This is a genomic window from Mesorhizobium sp. WSM4816, assembly GCF_055811535.1.
Window position 1 is genome coordinate 1 of sequence record NZ_JBVVQR010000032.1, and the last position, 18,987, is coordinate 18,987.

Consider the following 18,987-nt stretch of genomic DNA (forward strand, 5'->3'; position numbering starts at 1 on the left):
CGATAGTAGGCGACCGCGCTCGTCATGGTGCTGTTTCCGGGGTGTTCAAACTGCAAACCACCGTTTGCAGTGTGCTCGCCGGCCCCATCAAGGCAAGTTCTTTCTGGTCTTAGCCGGCTAGGCTTTCTCGCCGCGCAACGTCTGGCTTTGCGACTGCGGCGGTGAAACTTCGCCGACCCCTCCAGCGTTACTGCGTCTCTGTTCAACACAAGGGGCATCATGATCAATCCGGGGACGAGCACGCTTCTTCTCATTCTGGCGGCTATCGTGCCGGTCGCGGCGGCGGCAATTGCCGGCAATCTCGCTACCATTCCCAATGTACCGACATGGTACGCCCACCTGACCAAACCCTCTTTCAACCCACCGAATTGGGTATTTGCCCCGGTTTGGACGACGCTGTACCTGATGATGGCCTATGCTTTCTATCGCGTGCTGAAAGCTAACGCCGACTGGATCAGCTTTGCGGTGGCGATCTTTCTAATTCAGATCACGCTCAACGCGGCCTGGTCGTGGGTGTTCTTTTCATTCCACAGCCCGCGAGGTGGCCTCGTGGTCATCACGCTTCTCTGGCTTGCGATCGTCCTGACCATCCTGGCGTTCTGGCAGATCGATCCGACGGCCTCGATGCTACTTGGGCCCTACCTGTTGTGGGTCAGCTTCGCGGCAGCATTGAACTGGGAAATCGATCGACTCAACTGACGCTAGTTTGGAATGTGCGACGACCACCTTGCACTGAGGGTTTGGGGGTCTTGAAGTTTAGGCTTAGTACCCGGTGATCTCGGAGCGCGACTGATGTGCCTCGAGCAAGGCATCCTGATCGTCTTCGTCGTGATCGGCATCGGGTGCCTAGTAGGCGGCGCACATCAGCAACTCATGCGTGGCCTACTGGGGAATAACCAGCGCTCCGTTCAGGCGCGCTGACGCGCGGTCTTGAGTGTGCTTAGCCGGCGTCCTATAGGCCACTCTGACTAATGGGGTTCAACATGCACGAAAAACTGACAGCGCTCTCAAAACGTCTCAAGGACGAGCAGCGCGATCTACTTCTCGCCGCCGCCGAGCAAAACACAATACCGAGCGCCAGCACGATTCAACGAGTGGCCATGCTTGAGCTCAATATCGCTGCCATTGAGAATACCCTCGCCGACGGAAAATGATCCGAGCTGGGAAATGAGCTGACCAGCCGTCCGACGAGTCGGGCGTGCCACCTACAGGAGCTTCATGTCTTCATAGGTGGTCACGAAGGTCACTGATGTGTCCAGTTTTCCCCTCCAGCTCATGGATGGAAGTCTCCTTCCAGCGGGCCCTGGTCTTCAGCCAGAAAATTGCTGCAGTGACGGCCTCCCGACCTTCACCGGTCGCCTTGCGGTAGAGGCTTTCGGCGACCCGTGCGTTGGCCTTGATCGCGCCGCTCTCGAGCTCATGAGCGTAGGTCGCCTTGAGGTCTTGCTCGTCTGTAGCGAGCACGCAGGCAATGTCGGCCGTGCTAAGCCCGAAGCCGGCCAGCGCCTCCACCCTGGAGCTCAGTGGCCGGTTTTCCAGAGGAGCTTCGATATAGGCGCTCATTTGGCTCGGTCCGCGTCCCAGAAGGTGACGGGAAGGTTTGCTGGTGGTGAGCCGGCAGGAGTCTTGCCTAGGCTTGCAAGATCCGGAGCGCGCAGGATGATGCGGCGAATCTCATGCACCTGCTCGATCGGCTTGCCGTCCAGGCCTGAGTGCTCGTTGACCGAGGTCTCCTTCCAGCGGCCGCCTGCCTTGGGCCAGAAGATGGCGGCGATGACCGATTCACGACCTTCGCCCGTTGCCTTGCGGAAGAGGTTCTCCGCCACCTTGGCATTGGCCTTGGTGTGGCCAAAGGCCAGTTCGTGTTTATAGTGCTTGCGCAGCGTCTTCGCATCCATACCGACCATGCCGGCAATGTCTGCCTCCGGAACACCATAGCCTGCCAGCGCCTCTACCTGACGGCGATGAAAAGCATCGGGCTGATGGCTGGGGCGGGCCATCAGCCTGCTTCGCCAGATGCCACACTCACCGCCTGGCCTGCCTTGGCCTCGCCTTCCCGGCAATCATGCTCCAGGAGGCCAATTCCCGACGAAGAGCGATTTTGGGCCACCGGAGTGCCGGTGGAGGGCCCTTGCTCAGGATTGACCTCCAGGAGGCACTTCCTGGTGTAGGGATGGCGGCCGGCTCTGAACGGCCAGAGGGGACAGGTAACCGCCTCGCAGAGCTTCACCTCAGCCATTTGCTGGCCTGAGCAGTCCAGGCACTTCCGTCGGATCGCCTCAACCGGGCTCATCGGCTTATGGCCGGCAAGGCCGGCAGCATCGCGAGTCGGCGGCCAAACCCGGGCAAGCTCCATCCTGGTCATGCCACTCCTCCGGCTCTTACCGCCGCGATTTCGGAGAATGTCCGTCTGTCGCCCTCCAGCACTGCTGCCTGGCCGGTGAAGTCCTGCCAACGCAGAACCGCGACATCGACATCGGCTGCGTTTAGTTCGATCGCGTGACAGCAGCCGCCGGTCATCTCGGCTACGATGATGGTGGTGCCAGAACCACAGAAGGGCTCGTACACAGCCTGGCCTGGCGAGGAATTGTTCTCGATCGGACGCCGCATGCATTCGACGGGCTTTTGCGTGCCGTGGCCCGTGTCGGACTTCCTATGAGGAATGGCCCAGACGGTGGTCTGCTTGCGATCACCCGCCCAGTGGCCCTTCCTGCCCTTCCTGACGGCATACCAGGTCGGCTCGTGCTGCCAGTGATAGTCGCCGTGGCCGATGACCAGCCGCGTCTTGTCCCAGATGATCTGGGCGCGGACGGCAAAGCCGCTGGCCTCAAGGCTTGAAGCGACCGTGGCGGCATGAAGGGCTCCATGCCAGACATACATCACATCTCCCGGAAACAGCGCCCATGCTTCCCGCCAGTCGGCGCGGTCGTCATTGAGCACCTTGCCTCTGGCGAGACCTTCTTCATCGCCGAACCGCTCTCGCCATGAGGGATCGTAGCTGACGCCATATGGAGGGTCGCAAACGCACAGGTGCGGCTTGACGCCGGCAAGCACCCGCTCGACATCCTCAGCATTGGTGCTGTCGCCGCAGATCAGCCGGTGCCTGCCGAGGATCCAGACTTCGCCGGCAATGCTCACCGGCTGCTCCGGGACCTCGGGGATGTCATCGGGGTCCGTCAGGCCGGGAGTGCCCAGGCTGATAAGGGAGGCGATCTCCAGTTCGTCGAAGCCGGTCAGCGACAGGTTGAAGCCAAGCTCACCCAGATCGGCGAGTTCCAGCCCCAGCAACTCGTTGTCCCAGCCGGCGTTCAGCGCCAGCTTGTTGTCGGCGATGATCAGCGCTCGTTTCTGCGCCTCGCTTACCGGAATCCGTCGCTGAGCGGCCCGCTCGCCTTGAACGGCTACTTTTCATCCTTCAGAATCAAGAGCGGACTGCCCGTTCCCCCCTTCCAAACATTTGAAGTTCGGCACCGGAGCCCTGCTCCTAGGCCGAAGCGGCTGATTAATTCGTCACCGGTAGGTTTGCTTTCTGTGTTCTCCGCATAGCGGCTCGTTGCACCAAACGACCCCCAGCTTCCAGCCGGAAAACCCTGTGATTTCAATGGAGGAAAGCTATGGAGTAACAAGGCGCGCTCCCCAGCTTTGGAGAATAGGGGCTGACAGAGAGCAAAAAAGGCACCTTCACTACCAGCAACAGTCCCCAGCCTTCGGCCGAAAGCCAGCAGTTCTGTGGGGTTTCTGAGCCGCCAAGTCTACGCAGAGAACGTTCCGGGAGAATTGAGTGGTAGCGGGAGAGGGACTTGAACCCCCGACCCCAGGATTATGATTCCCGTGCTCTAACCAACTGAGCTACCCCGCCAGGGCGGCGAAAGGCCCGAAATCCGCCTCAAATCAGAGGGCATGTCGAAGCGTTCGCCAAGGTCGGGCGGATATAAGGTTGGGACGCCAAGCCTGTCAAGCATCGATGCAGCCGGTGTCGATGCACACACTCTATCGCATCCTGTCGCGTCGCCAAGCTTCACGGTCTTGAGACGCACTTTGTGTGTTCAGGCGGACGCACCTCGCTCTGATGGCCGAAAAGCTTGGCCGGGCAGATAATCGGGCACAGAAATGCCGGGTTGAGTTCGGCGGGGCGCGCCGCTATGTCTCGGCCACGAAATTCTAGAGTTGGAATGATGAAACCGCGCATTGCAGTCCTCGGTTGCGGATACTGGGGCAGCAACCACATCCGCACCCTCAAGGCGCTCGGCGCGCTGCACGCGGTCTCGGACGTCAACCCTGCCCGCGCCGAAGGTTTCGCCAGTGAGCAGGATTGCCTGGCGATCGAGCCGGAGGCGCTGTTTGTGCGCAGCGACATCGACGCCATCGTGATGGCGCTGCCGCCGCAGTTCCACGCCGATATGGCGGTGCGCGCCGTCCAGGGCGGCAAGGACGTGCTGGTGGAGAAGCCGATCGCACTGACGGTGGCCGATGCCGAGCGTTCGGTGAAGGCGGCGGTCGACAATGGCCGCGTCTTCATGGTCGGTCATGTGCTGCGCTTTCATCCCGCCTTCGAGACGTTGAAGGCGCTGATCGACAATGGCGAGCTCGGCGAGGTCCGCTATATCCATTCGCACCGGCTCGGGCTCGGCAAATTCCACACCGAGAACGATGCGCTGTGGGACCTGGCGCCGCACGATCTGTCGATGATCCTGGCCATCACCGGCACGGAACCGATCGAGGTGCGTGGAGAAGGGGCAGCGCTCCTCGACAATCTCAGCGATTTCGCGCATCTGCACATGCGCTTTCCCAACGGTCTGCGCAGCCACCTATTCGCGTCGCGGCTCAATCCCTACCGCGAACGGCGGCTGACCGTGGTCGGCACCAAGGCGATGGCGGTGTTCGACGATGTCGAGCCGTGGGAGCGCAAGCTCGCCGTCTACCGCCACGCGGTCTGGCAAGACAGCGGCCAATGGGCCTTCACCACCAACGAGCCGTCCTATGTTGCAGTGGGCGAGGGCATGCCGCTGACGCGAGAGCTCGAGCATTTCATCCAGTGCATCGAGACGCGGGCAGAACCGCGTACCAGCGGCGAGGAAGCCATCAGGGTGCTGCGTATCCTGACCGCTGGCACGGTTGCCCACACCGGATCGTCTTCCTGAGAGAAAGTGCGGCTGTATCAGAGCCTGATCGATCCCGACAGATCGGGATTATCGTCTATTCGGCGGGAATCTGCGCCGGCCGGGCCGCCAGCCGCGTCAGCATCGCCTCGGCCTCGGCGCCGCGTTCGGAACGCTCGATGAAGCCGCCGCCGAACACGCGGGCCTCGTTGCCGTCGTCGGAATAGAGCACGCAGGCCTGGCCGGGCGCGATACCGGACTCGCCGTCGACCAGTTCCACCGAAGTGATCCCGGCGTTGTGACGCAGCACGGCCGGGCGTGGCGGGCGTGTCGAGCGGACCTTGGCGAAAAGCTCCAGTCCGGCGGCCGGGATATCTGACAGCGCAGCGTCGCCCAGCCAGTTCATGTCGCGCAAATAGATCTTGTGCGTTTCCAGCGCCTCGCGCGGGCCAACGACGACGCGGGCCCGGTCGGCGTCGAGATGGACGACGTAGAGCGGCTCGCCCGAGGCAATGCCGATGCCGCGGCGCTGACCGATCGTGTAGCGCAAAATGCCTTCATGGCGGCCGAGCACGCGGCCGTCGATATGGACGATGTCGCCCGGATTGGCAGCAGTCGGCTTCAGCTTGGCGATGATATCGGAGTACTTGCCCTGCGGCACGAAGCAGATGTCCTGGCTGTCCTGCTTGGCAGCGACCGTCAGCCCCATTTCCTCGGCGATGGCCCGAACCTGCGGCTTCGACAGACCGCCGAGCGGAAACCGCAGGTAGTCGATCTGCGCCTGTGTGGTGGCGAACAGGAAATAGCTCTGGTCGCGATCTGCGTCGACCGGCCGGTACAGCGCGCGATGGGCGCCGTTGGCGCCGGAGCGGATGTAATGGCCGGTGGCCAGCGCCTCGGCGCCGAGTTCCTTGGCGGTCGCCAGGAGGTCGGCGAATTTCACCGTCTGGTTGCAGGAAACGCAAGGGATCGGCGTTTCGCCGGCCACATAGCTCTCGGCGAAGGGGTCGATCACCGCCTTGCGGAAACGCTCCTCGTAATTGAGCACATAATGCGGAATGCCGAGCGTCTCGGAGACGCGGCGGGCATCGTCGATGTCCTGGCCGGCGCAGCACGAGCCGGCCCGGTGCGTTGCCGCGCCATGGTCGTAGAGCTGCAGCGTGACGCCGACGACATCATAGCCTTCATGCTTCAAAAGGCCGGCAACAACCGACGAATCGACGCCGCCCGACATGGCGACAACGATGCGGGTATCTTCGGGGCGTCCGGGAAGGTCGAGGCTGTTCATGGTTCTTTCATTCTGCACGGCGCCTGGATGACGGCGCCTGAATGCCAATGGCCGGAATATAGGTCAAGCTTTCCGGGTGCGCCAGCTTCGCGAACCGGCCGATTTTTTTGAACGGATTCGGGCGCTTGCTGGGCAGATGCCTCAAATGCCGACGAAAAGACTAACGCGGCGTTCATGATCCTTACCTAGCTATTAGGGATCGCTTAGGCAAATTTTAAAGCTGTGGCGGTAATGTGGTGGGGATTGGGTCTTTGAGTTTTTAGTAGAGAGTACGATGACCGATCTTGTTAGACCGCGCGTCAAATATGTTATCGGGCCTGACGGCAGCCCCCTTACGATTGCCGATCTGCCGCCGACGAACACACGTCGCTGGGTTATCCGGCGCAAGGCGGAAGTGGTGGCGGCTGTACGGGGCGGGCTGCTGAGTCTCGAAGAGGCATGCCAGCGCTACAAGCTGACCACCGAGGAATTCTTGTCCTGGCAGGCGTCGATCGATGAATATGGCCTTGCCGGCCTGCGCACGACGCGCATCCAGCAATATCGGCATTAGGGCTGGTTCAAGGATGTCAAAAGGCGCGGCAATCCGCGCCCTTTTTGCTTTGCCGACAGGGTTTTCTCTGCTTCAGACGGTCAGCACCACCTGCCGATCGGGCTGACAAAAGGCATGAGCAGCGCCTGCTTCTTGGAGCAAGCATTTTCGCGTCGACCTTGCCGCGTTCCACAAGCCTGCGCGGTCGGCCCCGAGCCGAACTCGGCCGGAACCTGGTGGGTTGCTCAATCAGATAAGGTCCTGGCCGGAATCGCCTGCGCCCGACATCAGGATGCCCAGGTGCTGGCGGTCGCGGAGCATCAAGGGGATTTGGCAGCGTAGGCCTGAAACTGGCAGTTGCTCGACCTATGAGCGGCGACATTCCAGATGGGCAACGACCTGATCGCTGGGTGCTGACCGGCCTTAAAGCCTTGTTTTCAGCCGATCATGGCGCTGCGGCCGCCGGTCTCGGCGTCTCGGATCTTGGTGTCGCGTGATTCGAGCATTTCCGCTTTGGAAAGCTCCGCTTCGGCTTCGCCGAGCAGTGAGTCGGCAACGCTACGCTGCTGGGCGAGGTCGCTTTGCGAATTTCTGAGATTGTCGCGGCGCAAGCGTGCTGCCTTGGCGAAGGTCGGATAGGCAAAATGGTTGATGTCAGTGATGCCGGCTTTCTTTTCTTCGGCAGTGATCTGGAGTTCCAGTTCGACAGCCATGCGCTCGAATTCGGCGATCATCATGTCGAGTTGCAGCAACTGCCGCCGCTTCTCGTTCACCTGAAACTGCTTCAGCCGAACGAGGTTTTCACGTGACTTCATGATTCGGTACTCCTGGAAACGCACACCTGCACATATCGTCTAATCCGCCTGGCAAACTCAGGCTTCGACCCGCTTCCACCGACTTTACCAGAACTATGGGAAACAAATTCCTAAAGTTTTTTGCCGGCGGTAACCATTCGTTTACGGGCATTGTTAATCATACGGCTCAGGACTTAAGGCCGGGTAAAAATTCCGGCCCCGATGCGGAAGCACGGCTAGCGAGTCCCTGGAGTCACTTAGTCTGGCTTATTAATGTTTTGCATTAGCGGTTTTGTTCTTAGATTCGCTATTAGATTCAACAAGGTGTAGAAAAGGGTTAAAAAATCTGGTACCGTCAACGGCACGGAATTAGGTTTTGTTAACCATTCGATGGCAGCCTCTGCTCAGGCAATCACTGCTCCGGTCCTGGACGGGTCGTGAAATGGTCCGGCAGCAGAAAAGGGGAATGAAATGCGTGTTCTGCTGATAGAAGATGACAGTGCGACCGCACAGAGCATCGAGCTGATGCTGAAATCGGAAAGTTTCAATGTCTATACAACCGATCTTGGCGAAGAAGGGGTCGATCTAGGTAAGCTCTACGACTACGACATCATCCTTCTCGACCTTAATCTCCCCGACATGTCGGGATACGAGGTGTTGAGAACACTTCGCCTTTCCAAAGTGAAGACGCCGATCCTTATCCTCTCCGGCATGGCCGGCATCGAGGACAAGGTACGTGGCCTCGGCTTCGGCGCAGACGATTATATGACCAAGCCGTTCCACAAGGACGAACTGGTCGCCCGCATCCACGCCATCGTGCGGCGTTCCAAGGGCCATGCCCAGTCGGTCATCACCACCGGCGACCTGGTGGTCAACCTTGATGCCAAGACCGTCGAGGTCGGTGGCCAGCGCGTGCATCTGACCGGCAAGGAATACCAGATGCTGGAGCTGCTCTCGCTGCGCAAGGGCACCACGCTCACGAAGGAAATGTTCCTCAACCACCTTTACGGCGGCATGGACGAACCGGAACTGAAGATCATCGACGTCTTTATCTGCAAGCTGCGCAAGAAGCTCGACGCTGCTTCCGGCGGCCAGAACTACATCGAGACGGTTTGGGGTCGCGGCTACGTGCTGCGCGAGCCGGAAGACATCCGCGTCAGCGCCTGAGCTAGACGCCGATCCGATCGATTTTTCCGACAAAAATCCGGCTTCGGCCGGATTTTGCGTTTTTATGTCGCAGATATTGGAGCGCCGATTTCCGCGGCCATGCGCCAGCGGCGGTGAATCAGGCGGCAAATCTCAAGCTGCGGAAGCGCTCGAGAAGTTGCGGCCGAGTGAACGGCTTCAGCAGATAGCCTTGGGCGCCGGCGCGCTTTGCCCGCATGATCGACGCGACGTCGACCTCAACCAGCAAAATCAGGATCTGGGGTTGTATCGGACTTTCCATGGCGCGTACGCGGCGAATGACGTCCTCGGCCTGCATGTCCGGCAAGGCGCCGTCGACAATGATGATATCCGGCATGTCGGCAGTGCACATCTCAACCGCATCAAGCCCGCTGGCAGCTTCGATGACCAGCATGTCGGAACCACCCAGGATGCGCTTTGCAACCCTCCTGATGACGCTCGAATCGTCGATGAACATGCAGCGTTTCATTTTCCGGGCCCTCTTTGCCATGCGGCAATCCGGCAGCGTCGCGGTACTGAAAGGCACCGTAGGATCAATCCGGTAAAGAAGCTGAAAAGCCGATAGGTAAAATTTTTGCAAGAACAGCTTTTGCGGAAACTTCTTGACCGATGCTTCGGCCGAACTAGCCTGGATGGCTCATTTCATTCCACCGTGATGGCGTAGTAAATATTGTTTAAAAACTCTTATCTGTTCTTTTCAATCATTTCTTAGTAACTTCAAGCAGCCGAGAGAACGATTTCTTCTGCGGTCGCGTGGATCGATATTGTCATGTTCGCCTCGCGCGCCAAAAGCAGTGTGTAGTAGGGCTGCACCGAATGCGCGTCGATCGGTTCTTCAGGCTTGTTGCCGGAATGGAGCTCCAGGAATTTGGGCGGCACGCGCAGCATCGGACCGCTCGCGGCGAGCGCAAAGCGTGGTTCCGTGTCAAGGTTTTCAAGCGTGACCGTAAGCTTGCCGCCACGCGGAATGGCAGCGTTGGCGACGAGAATGAGGTTGAGCAGCAGCTTTACCTTGTTCTTGGGCAGCAGCGCACGGGTTCCATTCCAGATCAGTTCCGGCTTCTCGTTCTTCAAGAAGGCGATCGCAACGGCCTCGGCATCGCCGGTGTCGATCATCATGCCGGCAGAACCGGCTGCGCCGAAGGCGATGCGGGCGAATTGCAGGCGGGCCGAAGCGTTTCTGGCGCTCTGGCGAATCAATTTCATGGCGTCTTCGTCGGCGCCGCCTTCGTCGAGCAGTTCAAGCCCGTTGTTTATGGCGCCGACCGGCGAAATGATGTCGTGGCAGACCCGGCTGCACAAAAGCGCGGCGAGATCGGGTGCGGAAAGGGTGAAAAGCTCGGCCATCGGCGAAAGTCCCTGCAAAATTTCACTGGAAATGGCCGGGCGATCAACGATCACGCCTGTCCACACGAATCACGCTCGCTCTCCCAAGGCCTACTGAATACACAGCGCCTGAGCGTGCAGCAACAAATCCGGAATTGTCGCTATCGAAAATGGTGTGTTCACGCAGGGTGCGGATACTGCGGGTCGACGCGAAATCAGCGCGAAACCAGCCTACGAACCGCCATCTTCATGTGAAAGCTTAATGGTTGAAAAAGGATTACGGCATAGTTTGTCCTTAACAGTCATCCTTAACGGCCACCAAAGAGCCGCACGGATGCGAGGCGTCGGCGAAAGTGCTCCCTGACGGAGATTGGAAGCATGTTTTCCCGATACTACGACCGGAGTTTTCTCCGTGTCTTCACAGACCGGAGTTTTCTCCGTGTCTTCTCAATGGCGATCGCTCTCATGGGCCTTGTCGTTTTTTCAACCTCGCCTTCGCGGGCCCAGGAATACACCGCTCAGGAGATCGTCGATTCCGGTCATAAATTCTTCGGTGCGACGTCGGGCGGGCTCGCCACCGTCGTGGAGAAGATTTTCTCCTCCTATGGCCTGCCCAATGGCTATTTGCTTGGCGAGGAGGGCTCGGGCGCCCTGATCGGTGGCCTGACCTATGGTGAAGGCACACTCTACACCAAGAATGCCGGCGATCACAAAGTGTTCTGGCAGGGCCCGTCGCTCGGCTGGGATTTTGGCGGCGAGGGCTCGCGGGTGATGATGCTGGTATATAATCTCGACGATGTGAACAGCCTCTACAATCGTTTCGGCGGCCTTGCCGGCTCCGCCTACCTCGTGGCTGGCGTCGGCTTCAACGTGATGAAGAACAACAATGTGCTGCTGGTGCCGATCCGTACCGGCGTCGGCGCCCGGCTTGGCGTCAATCTCGGCTACCTCAAGCTTACCCAGCGCGCCACCTGGAATCCATTCTGAGCAAGCGGTTGCCTCGTCACCGCGATTGTTTCCAGGATCGACGGTCTGAACAATGCTGCGGCAGACCCTTGCCGCGGCACTGGAATTCCGTCATGCGAACGTGGCACAGTCCCTTACGGTTGTTTGCCGTTCATAACGGATAGTCACCTTGGTTCAGTCGGTCCTGTTCTTTGTCCTCGGCTTTCTCTGCGCCGGCTTTCTGGCGCTGATGATCGCCCCGGCCATCTGGCGGCGGGCCGTGATGCTGACGCGTAAACGCATCGAGGGCTCGATGCCGCTGACGCTGGCCGAGATCCAGGCGGAGAAGGATCGCATCCGCGCCGAGTTCGCCATGGCGACACGTCGGCTTGAGATGAGCGTCAAGGCGTTGCGCGAGAAATCGGCCGAACAGCTTGTCGAGATCGGCCGCGGCCGCGAAGCACTGAAGGAGCTGGCGCTCGAGCGGAAGGACAAGGAACAGGCCCTTTCCGCGCTCGAGGCCAAGGGCGAAGACCTTCGGCAGCGCAAAGACCAGTTGCAGCTTTTGTCGGATCGGCTTGCTCAAACCGAGCATGCCCTGGAAAAGCGTGTGCTCGAGCTGAAAAAACTGGAGCACATGTATGACGACGCCAGCTTTTCTTCCAGCAGCCGTCAGATCGAACTTGTGGCGCGCGAATCCGAATTGCAGAAGCTGGCCGATGATATTTCAGTGCTGCGCGGCCAGCGCAAGGAGGCGGACAGGCGCCAACAGGAGATCGCGGCCGAGAGCAAGGCGGCGCGAGACGCGTTGAAAGCCGAGAAGAAAAGGACCGGCGAACTGGACAAGAAGATCGAGCGCCTGCTCGCCACGCTTGCCGATCGCGAGGACAAGCTTGAACGCCGCGAAAAGGAAATCGCGCGGCTTCGCGAAAAGCTGAAAAGCGAAAGCGTGGAAAATGCGTCGGCAGCGGTGCGTCTCGTCGGACCGCAAGTCGGTCAGGCCGATGTGGCCGTCAAGGGCGATATGGAAAAAGCTATCGCCAAGCTCGACAGCGACCGGGAGCAGTTGGAGGCGAGATTGACGGCACTGGCCAGCGAGAACAAGAGGCTGAAAACGGATCTTGCCGCCGACGCGGCATCCAGATCCGAGGGCGCCAGCGCTGCGTTGCGCGAGCAGATGAGCGACCTGGCGGCGCAGGTCGTAACCCTGACGGCGAAGCTCGACGGGCCGGAATCGCCGATCGCAAAGGTTCTTGCGGCACCCAACCCACCGGGAAGCGGTGAACGCAGCCTTGCCGATCGCGTGCGGGCGCTGCAGCAGGCCGAATCGGCGCATTGAGCCCAGGCAGTGATGCTGACTTCTGCGGCTCAGGTCCTGCTTGCCGAGAAATGATGCAAGGCGATGGCTGACGCGGCGGCGACATTCAGGCTGTCGAAGCCTTCTGTCATATCGATCCGCACCGTCCGCAGGCGGGCGAGCAGCATCTCGGGCAGGCCTTCGCCTTCAGTGCCGAGATGGAGTGCCAGCCGTTCGGTCCTTTTCGCATCGCGGATGTCGGTTTGTCCGCGCGGCGACAATGCGAATTGGCCGAAGCCCAGCCGTTCGAGCGCCGCGGTAAAGCCGACGGTCTCAGCGAAGGAGGCAAAAGGAATTTTCAGCGCGGCGCCGACCGAAACGCGGATCGCCTTGCGGTACAGGGGATCGCAGCAGGTCGCGTCCAGAAACACGGCATCGGCGCCGAAGGCGGCGGCGTTGCGAAAGATCGAGCCCATATTGTCATGGTTGGCGATGCCGACCAGCACGACGATCAACGCGCGGGCGGGCAGCGCATCCAGCAAGGCCTCTGCAGGCTGCGCCTCGCCCTTGCGGCCGATCGCCAATATGCCGCGATGCATGTGAAAGCCGGCAATCCTGTCCATGACCTCGCTAGCCGCCGCGTAGACCGGAAGGTCCGCGGGCGCCTTGCGCAGGGTTGCGTCGAGGCCTGCCAGCCGGTTTTCGAGCACCAGCACCGATTCGGCGGTAAAGCGTTTGGCTGCGAGCAGCATTTCGAGCACCACCTTGCCTTCGGCAACGAAACGACCCTGCCGGCCGGCAAGATCGCGCTCGCGAATGTCGAGATAGGCGGCGACGCGCGGGTCTTGCGGGTCGTCGATACGAATGCTGCGCATGCTTGCCTCAACTGACCCGCATCGGCCCGATCGTGGTGGGTTTTGCGACAGCACGACGCGTGGATCCAAAGTGTCAGAACGTACCTTCTGCGTCCAAGTGGACGCAAGTCGCTCAAAAGCGCGTCGCGTTCGACCGACCTCAACCGACCTCGCGACGCGCTTTAGGTTGTTGTTTTATGCATGTCGTTACCGCAAAACCGCTGCACGGGCATGCTTTTGCGCGACATGCATCAGGAGTCGTCAGCCAGGCAAGGGGCGCTCGGACCAGTTATGCATGTTGCCGGCTTTGGGCGACATGCATTGGCCGGTCAAGTCCCCGAGCGACGCGGGCGGTATGCCATCTGCGATAGCTCACCCTCGCCGAAAATCCCGTCCAGCGTGTTGAGAAGTTCGCGCACGGCATCGGATTTGCAGGAATAGTAGATCATCTGCCGGTCGCGCCGGGTCTCGACGAGATCGAGCGCCCGCAGTTTGGCCAGATGCTGTGACAGGGCGGATTGGCTGAGCAGAACCTTTTCGGCGATAGCGCCGACCGACATTTCACCGTCGGCCAGGTAGATCATGATCAACAGTCGTTTCTCGTTGCCCATCAGCGTCAGAAACGAAGCCGCTGATTCGGCATTGGCGATTAGCTTTTTCGAGACCATCGATCCCCCATACCTTCCTGCTCGTCCGGCGCTATGGGGGCAATAGCGTCTGATTCCATAGGCTCACTTGCGAATGTGCGCTGGCGATTCAACGCTGCCGGGAAAGCGTAGAACATCTCGCACAAACCTCAAGACTTGCTTTCGACCCGACGCGATTAACAGTCGGACTGTGTTTAATCCGCCACTCGGCCAATTTTTGCCATGTCGACCAGAACATGCCTGAGCTCGCGCGCCGTCCTCAATGGCTCGGGAAAGAACACCCGGCAGATATCGTCGCCCAATGCCAGGTCCATGCCGTCGGCGTCAAAGCCGGTGACGACCCAGCCGTCGCCCGCCGCCTTGGCGAAGTGGCGCGCGTAGACGACAATTGCGTCGCTATGGTCGGCATTCATATGGTCGAGGGCGGATTGTTCGCCAGCGGCAAGCTCTTCGACGATCGGCGCGGTCGTGACCAGATCGGCGCGTTCGAGCAGGTAGGCCTTGCCAAAGCCGCCGTTGAGACTGGCGCGCTCCAGCTCAAGGCGAAAGATCGAGAAGTCGCCAAGACCGGCATAGAGCTTCGCCTTGGGGTTGCGGTTGAGATAGCGCCGTTCGGCGCGGGCGTGCTCGTCGGATCCAGGCTCAAGCCGTGCCGCCCGACTGACGAGCGTCAACCGTGGGTGCGCCAGCGGGTCGCCCTTGCCGGGCTCGCCGACAAGCAGCGAACAGCGCGGGTCGGAAAGGATCGCGCCGGTATGGGCGGACAGCATCGATACAAGGATCAGCGGCGTGCCGTCGATATCGGTGGCGACACCAACCCTGCTGGCCAGCGGCGAACCGGTCCCGGGCTCTATCACCGCCAGCGCGCCGAAACGGGCACTGCGGATCAGCGTCTTCGCCAGCCTGATCGCTTCGGCGTCGGTCTCGCGGATCACGTCCTTCTTTCGATCGTTCAAATCCACACCGTCTTAAGCTGATCTTTGCTCTCCAGTTATCAACCTATCACACCGGATTTGACAAGGGCCCCAGATTTGAAAAGGGCCCCAGATTTGAAAAGGGCCTCAGTCTCGCTTTCCGAAAGGCCGAAGCGTGCCAGCACCGTCGCCGCCTGACAATCGTGATCGGCCGGCATGGCGGCAAGCGTCGGCCGGGAGCGCGAAAAGCGCGGCGCCGGGGCGGGGCGCTCAAGCGCACCCGACTTCAAGAAGGCGTTGCGAGCGCGATTGTGCGGATGATCCCTGGCTTCCCGCAGCGACAAGACCGGTGCGACGCAAGCATCGGTTGCAGCGAAGAGACGGTCCCAGTCGTCCCGTGATTTCTGCCCGACCCGATCGACAATGGCGGCCCGCATCTGCGGCCACAAATTCCTGTCGTATTGGCCGCGTACAAAAATCTGGTCGAGCGGCAGCAGTCTTGCGAATTCGGCGAAGAACCGGGGCTCAAGGCAGCCGACGGCGAGGTGCCGTGCGTCTGCGGTCTCATAGGTGTCGTAAAAGGGCGCGCCGGAATCGAGCAGGTTCGCGCCACGCGTGCCACTCCACAGGCCCGCCGCCATAAGGGCGTGCACAGGTGTCGCCAGCATTGAAGCGCCCTCGGTCATCGCGGCGTCGATCACCTGACCCTTGCCGGAGCGCGAGCGCTCAAACAGGGCGGCCAGTACGCCGGCGACCAGCATCATGGCGCCGCCGCCGTAGTCGGCAACAAGGTTGAGCGGTGGGACCGGCCGGCCGCCTTGCTGGCCGATGGCATGTAGCACACCCGAATAGGCGAGGTAGGTGATGTCGTGGCCGGCACGTCCCGATAGCGGACCGTCCTGGCCGAACCCCGTCATGCGGCCGTAGATCAGGGCCGGATTGCGCGCCAGTACCGCATCCGGCCCGAGACCAAGCCGCTCCATGACATCGGGACGAAACCCTTCGACCAGCATGTCGGCCTTTTCGGCAAGGCGCAGCACCAGTTCGGCGCCTTCCCAGCGCTTCAGGTCAATCCGCAGGATGGAGCGGCCGTGACAGTCGATGTCGTATTCGTCCGGCAGCGCCAGAAACGGCTGGCTCGACCCAGCCCGCTCGATGCGCAGCACCTCGGCGCCCATCTCCGACAGCATCAGCCCGGCCAGCGGCACCGGTCCAAGCCCGGCCATCTCGATCACCGTCAGGCCGGCGAGCGGGCCGGTCTTCGCCTGAAGGGCGACTTCGGCACTCATGGTCGGCTACTTCGGCGCCATGCGGATGGCGCCATCGAGGCGGATGGTCTCGCCGTTGAGCATCTGATTTTCGATGATATGCAGCACAAGGGCTGCATATTCGGAAGGCTCGCCGAGACGGGACGGGAAGGGCACCGCGGCGCCGAGCGTATCCTGCACCTCTTGCGGCATGCCGGCCATCATCGGCGTCTTGAAGATGCCGGGCGCGATGGTGCAGACGCGAATGCCCGATCGGGCAAGGTCGCGCGCCACCGGCAGCGTCATGCCGACGACACCGCCCTTGGAGGCTGAATAGGCCGCCTGGCCGATTTGACCGTCATAGGCGGCGACCGATGCCGTGTTGACGATGACGCCGCGCTCGCCGCCGTCCAGCGGCTCAAGCTTCGCGGCCTGGTCGGCGACGAGGCGGATCATGTTGAAGGTGCCGATCAAATTGACCTCGATCACCTTGCGGTACTGGTCGAGCGGGTGCGGACCGTCCTTGCCGATCGTCTTCATGCCGATGGCGATGCCGGCGCAATTGACCAGGATACGGGGTTCGCCGAATTTTTTTACCACTTCTGCCACTGAAGCAGCACCGCCGTCGGCGCTGCTTACGTCGCATTGGATGGCGATGCCGCCGATATCGGCCGCAATCTTCGCCGCACGCTCGATGCCGAGGTCGAGGATAGCAACGCCGGCGCCCTTCGCGGCCAGTGCACGTGCCGTCGCCTCGCCGAGGCCGGAGCCGCCGCCGGTGACGATCGCAATCTGGCCGTTGGGGTTCATGTCGGCGTCCTCCATCCAAGCTGTGTTGATATTCAGGTGAGGCCGGCCCACAAACAGTGGTCTCCTGCGCTTCCGGTGCTCACGTACCCAAAAGTACGCTCCGCTCCGGTTCTCGAATACCACCGTTTTCGGCTCGGCCTGACCTGAATCTCAACACACCTTAGTCGGGCACATGCTACGAAGCCTGACAGGACGGCGCAACAGCATCCGGATGGTCACGCCATCGCGGCGATTTGCGCGGCAATCCTTGCCTGATCGGCGTGGCAAACCTCCCCCACCAGCCGTGCCATCGCGCCCGGCACGATCTCATGCGACAACAGCCGGTCAGGATCGACCGGGCGCGGCATGGAGATTTGCCCACGCGGGATTCTTTTGAAGCCGAGCGGGCCGTAATAGGGCTCGTCGCCGACAAGCACCACCGCCGGCATGCCGGCCTTGGCGGTGGCCTCCAGCGCGATCGCCACCAGCCGGCGGCCAATGCCGAGATTCTTGTACGCCGGCCGCACGGCAAGCGGTCCGAGCATCAGCGCGCGGCCGGCGCCGGCCGCGATGCGCGTCATGCGCACAGAGGCGACAACGATATCGCCATCGACGGCCACGAAGGACAGAGCGCGTTCATGCGGGCCGCCCTCACGGATCTTGTAGGCGCCCAGCACGAAACGGCCCGGCCCGAAGGCTTCGTCGTTGATGGCTTCGATTTCGGGGTCATGCGCCGGAGTTTCCGGCAGGTATTTCACGTCGGCAAGGCTCATGGTCTTTGCGTTCCGGTAGACGGAGAAAGGTTTGCTGCAAACGGCAGCGTTCGCCAGTCAGCGCTTCATCAAGCGCGGGCGCCCTTTCGTCGTCGGTCGAACCGGATCAAAGCAAAGTCAAACATGCGGATTTTCCGCTAGCATCAATCTTCAGCCACCGCAATCGGCCGTTTGCTGCCGCCATTCGTTTGCCGCCTTCGTTTGCCGCCATTCGTCTGCCGCACCGGGCGATTGACGAACTGTTCAACGCCTGGCGATTTCCGCATCGTCGGTTTGTGCCTACATCCCTACGGAGACGAAAGGACATCACATGGGATTGCTGGTCGACGGCAAATGGCAGGACAGCGGGTACGACACCAGGGCGAGCGATGGCGAATTCGTGCGGGCGCAGTCGCAATGGCGCGACTGGGTCACGGTTGACGGCAGGCCGGCCGAAGGCCGCACGCGCGGCTTCAAGGCCGAGCCGGGGCGCTACCATCTCTATGTCTCGCTTGCCTGTCCCTGGGCACACCGGACGCTGATCTTTCGGGCACTGAAAAAGTTCGAGGGCGTGATTTCCGTCTCGGTCGTCCATCATTTCATGGGCGCCAACGGCTGGACCTTCCTGGCCGAGGACGGCGCCACCGGCGATACGCTCTACGGCCTCGACTTCCTGCATCAAGTCTACACCAAGGCCGATCCCGCCTATTCCGGCCGCGTGACGGTGCCGGTTCTGTGGGACAGGCGAGAACAGACGATCGTTTCAAATGAGTCCTCCGAGATCATTCGGATGCTCAATTCAGCCTTCGACGAATGGGGCGATGCCGGCCTCGATTTCTATCCGAAAGCGCTGCGCGGCGAAATCGACGCGGTCAACGCTCTGGTCTATCCCTCGGTCAACAACGGCGTCTATCGCGCCGGCTTCGCCACCACGCAAGCGGCCTATGAGAAAGCGTTTGGCGAACTGTTCGCGGCGCTCGACAAGCTCGAGGATCGCCTATCTCGCCAGCGTTATCTGGTCGGTGACCGCATCACCGAGGCCGATTGGCGGCTGTTCACCACGCTGGTCCGCTTCGACCCGGTCTATGTCGGCCATTTCAAGTGCAACCTGCGCCGCATCGCCGACTATCCGAACCTGTCGAACTATCTGCGCGACCTCTATCAGGTCCCGGGCGTCGCCGGCACGGTGAGCCTGCACCACATCAAGGCGCACTATTACGGCAGCCACGAAACGATCAACCCGACGCACATCGTGCCGGTCGGGCCGGAACTGGACTACGCGGCGCCGCATGATCGGGCGCGGTTCAGGAAGGCAGCGTGA

General features: G+C 61.1%; 21 protein-coding genes and 1 tRNA gene. 8 read left to right on the top strand and 14 right to left on the bottom strand.

What is annotated here, in order from left to right:
- Positions 1 to 219: 219 nt before the first annotated feature.
- Entirely contained in the window at positions 220 to 699 is a 480-nt protein-coding gene (locus tag AC0L3H_RS25585; RefSeq protein ID WP_473587307.1) for a TspO/MBR family protein, read from the top strand.
- A 284-nt stretch (positions 700 to 983) separates the two neighbouring features.
- The gene (locus AC0L3H_RS25590; RefSeq protein WP_473587308.1) at positions 984 to 1,154 is read left to right on the top strand and encodes a hypothetical protein; all 171 of its coding nucleotides are present in this window, start codon (positions 984 to 986) and stop codon (positions 1,152 to 1,154) included.
- A 70-nt stretch (positions 1,155 to 1,224) separates the two neighbouring features.
- On the opposite strand, the gene AC0L3H_RS25595 is transcribed toward AC0L3H_RS25590, so the two are convergent.
- The 4 genes from AC0L3H_RS25595 to AC0L3H_RS25610 form a co-directional block, all read right to left on the bottom strand.
- Positions 1,225 to 1,563 carry a hypothetical protein gene (locus tag AC0L3H_RS25595; RefSeq protein ID WP_473587309.1) on the bottom strand — a complete coding sequence of 113 codons (339 nt, stop codon included), beginning with the start codon at positions 1,561 to 1,563 and terminating at the stop codon, positions 1,225 to 1,227.
- A complete protein-coding gene (locus AC0L3H_RS25600) occupies positions 1,560 to 2,000 on the bottom strand; it encodes a hypothetical protein (RefSeq protein ID WP_473587310.1) in 441 nt (146 codons plus the stop codon). Before AC0L3H_RS25600 ends, AC0L3H_RS25595 begins: the two co-directional genes overlap by 4 nt.
- A 361-nt stretch (positions 2,001 to 2,361) precedes the next feature.
- Positions 2,362 to 3,288: a DNA-methyltransferase gene (locus AC0L3H_RS25605; RefSeq protein WP_473587311.1), complete on the bottom strand. Its 927-nt coding sequence runs from the start codon at positions 3,286 to 3,288 to the stop codon at positions 2,362 to 2,364.
- Positions 3,289 to 3,782: 494 nt separating this feature from the next.
- Positions 3,783 to 3,859, bottom strand: a tRNA-Met gene (locus AC0L3H_RS25610).
- Positions 3,860 to 4,175: 316 nt separating this feature from the next.
- On the opposite strand from AC0L3H_RS25610, the gene AC0L3H_RS25615 reads away from it, so the two are divergent.
- Positions 4,176 to 5,141 (top strand): Gfo/Idh/MocA family protein, encoded by a 966-nt coding sequence (locus AC0L3H_RS25615; RefSeq protein WP_023797942.1) that lies wholly within the window; start codon positions 4,176 to 4,178, stop codon positions 5,139 to 5,141.
- A gap of 55 nt (positions 5,142 to 5,196) precedes the next feature.
- Here AC0L3H_RS25615 and mnmA read toward each other — a convergent pair whose 3' ends face one another.
- Complete coding sequence (mnmA, locus tag AC0L3H_RS25620) at positions 5,197 to 6,387, bottom strand: tRNA 2-thiouridine(34) synthase MnmA (protein ID WP_077380422.1); 1,191 nt, start codon at positions 6,385 to 6,387, stop codon at positions 5,197 to 5,199.
- Positions 6,388 to 6,661: 274 nt separating this feature from the next.
- Here mnmA and sciP point away from each other — a divergent pair, with 274 nt between their 5' ends.
- Complete coding sequence (gene sciP / locus AC0L3H_RS25625) at positions 6,662 to 6,937, top strand: CtrA inhibitor SciP (RefSeq protein ID WP_006203587.1); 276 nt, start codon at positions 6,662 to 6,664, stop codon at positions 6,935 to 6,937.
- 416 nt (positions 6,938 to 7,353) lie between these two features.
- On the opposite strand, the gene AC0L3H_RS25630 is transcribed toward sciP, so the two are convergent.
- Positions 7,354 to 7,731 (bottom strand): flagellar export protein FliJ, encoded by a 378-nt coding sequence (locus tag AC0L3H_RS25630; RefSeq protein WP_473587312.1) that lies wholly within the window; start codon positions 7,729 to 7,731, stop codon positions 7,354 to 7,356.
- 450 nt (positions 7,732 to 8,181) lie between these two features.
- Between AC0L3H_RS25630 and ctrA the strand changes: the two genes are divergently transcribed.
- Complete coding sequence (gene ctrA, locus AC0L3H_RS25635) at positions 8,182 to 8,877, top strand: response regulator transcription factor CtrA (RefSeq protein WP_006203583.1); 696 nt, start codon at positions 8,182 to 8,184, stop codon at positions 8,875 to 8,877.
- Positions 8,878 to 8,995: 118 nt separating this feature from the next.
- Here the strand turns inward: ctrA and AC0L3H_RS25640 are convergent, their stop codons facing one another.
- Both AC0L3H_RS25640 and chpT read right to left on the bottom strand, forming a co-directional pair.
- Positions 8,996 to 9,364 carry a response regulator gene (locus AC0L3H_RS25640; protein WP_091594643.1) on the bottom strand — a complete coding sequence of 123 codons (369 nt, stop codon included), beginning with the start codon at positions 9,362 to 9,364 and terminating at the stop codon, positions 8,996 to 8,998.
- Positions 9,365 to 9,612: 248 nt separating this feature from the next.
- Positions 9,613 to 10,242, bottom strand: a complete 630-nt coding sequence (gene chpT / locus AC0L3H_RS25645) for a histidine phosphotransferase ChpT (protein ID WP_077380165.1) — start codon at positions 10,240 to 10,242, stop codon at positions 9,613 to 9,615.
- Positions 10,243 to 10,599: 357 nt separating this feature from the next.
- Here chpT and AC0L3H_RS25650 point away from each other — a divergent pair, with 357 nt between their 5' ends.
- Together AC0L3H_RS25650 and AC0L3H_RS25655 are read left to right on the top strand one after the other, a co-directional pair.
- On the top strand, positions 10,600 to 11,208 hold the full coding sequence (locus AC0L3H_RS25650; protein WP_473490947.1) for a DUF1134 domain-containing protein: 609 nt from the start codon (positions 10,600 to 10,602) through the stop codon (positions 11,206 to 11,208).
- A 148-nt stretch (positions 11,209 to 11,356) separates the two neighbouring features.
- Positions 11,357 to 12,505 (top strand): coiled-coil domain-containing protein, encoded by a 1,149-nt coding sequence (locus AC0L3H_RS25655; RefSeq protein ID WP_473587313.1) that lies wholly within the window; start codon positions 11,357 to 11,359, stop codon positions 12,503 to 12,505.
- 29 nt (positions 12,506 to 12,534) lie between these two features.
- Here the strand turns inward: AC0L3H_RS25655 and AC0L3H_RS25660 are convergent, their stop codons facing one another.
- From AC0L3H_RS25660 to AC0L3H_RS25685, 6 genes are all read right to left on the bottom strand, one after another.
- A complete protein-coding gene (locus AC0L3H_RS25660) occupies positions 12,535 to 13,338 on the bottom strand; it encodes a TrmH family RNA methyltransferase (RefSeq protein WP_473587314.1) in 804 nt (267 codons plus the stop codon).
- Positions 13,339 to 13,646: 308 nt separating this feature from the next.
- On the bottom strand, positions 13,647 to 13,985 hold the full coding sequence (locus AC0L3H_RS25665; RefSeq protein WP_287140992.1) for an ArsR/SmtB family transcription factor: 339 nt from the start codon (positions 13,983 to 13,985) through the stop codon (positions 13,647 to 13,649).
- 173 nt (positions 13,986 to 14,158) lie between these two features.
- Entirely contained in the window at positions 14,159 to 14,920 is a 762-nt protein-coding gene (locus AC0L3H_RS25670; protein ID WP_473587315.1) for a HugZ family pyridoxamine 5'-phosphate oxidase, read from the bottom strand.
- 38 nt (positions 14,921 to 14,958) lie between these two features.
- Positions 14,959 to 16,167, bottom strand: a complete 1,209-nt coding sequence (locus AC0L3H_RS25675) for a CaiB/BaiF CoA transferase family protein (RefSeq protein ID WP_473587316.1) — start codon at positions 16,165 to 16,167, stop codon at positions 14,959 to 14,961.
- Positions 16,168 to 16,173: 6 nt separating this feature from the next.
- Entirely contained in the window at positions 16,174 to 16,935 is a 762-nt protein-coding gene (locus AC0L3H_RS25680; RefSeq protein WP_128248040.1) for a 3-hydroxyacyl-CoA dehydrogenase, read from the bottom strand.
- Between the two features lie 215 nt (positions 16,936 to 17,150).
- Positions 17,151 to 17,687, bottom strand: a complete 537-nt coding sequence (locus tag AC0L3H_RS25685) for a GNAT family N-acetyltransferase (protein WP_473587317.1) — start codon at positions 17,685 to 17,687, stop codon at positions 17,151 to 17,153.
- Positions 17,688 to 17,997: 310 nt separating this feature from the next.
- Here AC0L3H_RS25685 and AC0L3H_RS25690 point away from each other — a divergent pair, with 310 nt between their 5' ends.
- Entirely contained in the window at positions 17,998 to 18,987 is a 990-nt protein-coding gene (locus AC0L3H_RS25690; RefSeq protein WP_473587318.1) for a glutathione S-transferase family protein, read from the top strand.

What these genes read in the sequence shown, in the direction of transcription:
- AC0L3H_RS25585 (WP_473587307.1), top strand. Translation starts at nt 220, where the DNA reads ATGATCAATCCGGGGACGAGCACGCTTCTTCTCATTCTGGCGGCTATC.
- AC0L3H_RS25590 (WP_473587308.1), top strand. Translation starts at nt 984, where the DNA reads ATGCACGAAAAACTGACAGCGCTCTCAAAACGTCTCAAGGACGAGCAG.
- AC0L3H_RS25595 (WP_473587309.1), bottom strand. Translation starts at nt 1,563, where the DNA reads ATGAGCGCCTATATCGAAGCTCCTCTGGAAAACCGGCCACTGAGCTCC.
- AC0L3H_RS25600 (WP_473587310.1), bottom strand. Translation starts at nt 2,000, where the DNA reads ATGGCCCGCCCCAGCCATCAGCCCGATGCTTTTCATCGCCGTCAGGTA.
- AC0L3H_RS25615 (WP_023797942.1), top strand. Translation starts at nt 4,176, where the DNA reads ATGAAACCGCGCATTGCAGTCCTCGGTTGCGGATACTGGGGCAGCAAC.
- mnmA (WP_077380422.1), bottom strand. Translation starts at nt 6,387, where the DNA reads ATGAACAGCCTCGACCTTCCCGGACGCCCCGAAGATACCCGCATCGTT.
- sciP (WP_006203587.1), top strand. Translation starts at nt 6,662, where the DNA reads ATGACCGATCTTGTTAGACCGCGCGTCAAATATGTTATCGGGCCTGAC.
- AC0L3H_RS25630 (WP_473587312.1), bottom strand. Translation starts at nt 7,731, where the DNA reads ATGAAGTCACGTGAAAACCTCGTTCGGCTGAAGCAGTTTCAGGTGAAC.
- ctrA (WP_006203583.1), top strand. Translation starts at nt 8,182, where the DNA reads ATGCGTGTTCTGCTGATAGAAGATGACAGTGCGACCGCACAGAGCATC.
- AC0L3H_RS25640 (WP_091594643.1), bottom strand. Translation starts at nt 9,364, where the DNA reads ATGAAACGCTGCATGTTCATCGACGATTCGAGCGTCATCAGGAGGGTT.
- chpT (WP_077380165.1), bottom strand. Translation starts at nt 10,242, where the DNA reads ATGGCCGAGCTTTTCACCCTTTCCGCACCCGATCTCGCCGCGCTTTTG.
- AC0L3H_RS25650 (WP_473490947.1), top strand. Translation starts at nt 10,600, where the DNA reads ATGTTTTCCCGATACTACGACCGGAGTTTTCTCCGTGTCTTCACAGAC.
- AC0L3H_RS25660 (WP_473587314.1), bottom strand. Translation starts at nt 13,338, where the DNA reads ATGCGCAGCATTCGTATCGACGACCCGCAAGACCCGCGCGTCGCCGCC.
- AC0L3H_RS25665 (WP_287140992.1), bottom strand. Translation starts at nt 13,985, where the DNA reads ATGGTCTCGAAAAAGCTAATCGCCAATGCCGAATCAGCGGCTTCGTTT.
- AC0L3H_RS25675 (WP_473587316.1), bottom strand. Translation starts at nt 16,167, where the DNA reads ATGAGTGCCGAAGTCGCCCTTCAGGCGAAGACCGGCCCGCTCGCCGGC.
- AC0L3H_RS25680 (WP_128248040.1), bottom strand. Translation starts at nt 16,935, where the DNA reads ATGAACCCCAACGGCCAGATTGCGATCGTCACCGGCGGCGGCTCCGGC.
- AC0L3H_RS25685 (WP_473587317.1), bottom strand. Translation starts at nt 17,687, where the DNA reads ATGAGCCTTGCCGACGTGAAATACCTGCCGGAAACTCCGGCGCATGAC.
- AC0L3H_RS25690 (WP_473587318.1), top strand. Translation starts at nt 17,998, where the DNA reads ATGGGATTGCTGGTCGACGGCAAATGGCAGGACAGCGGGTACGACACC.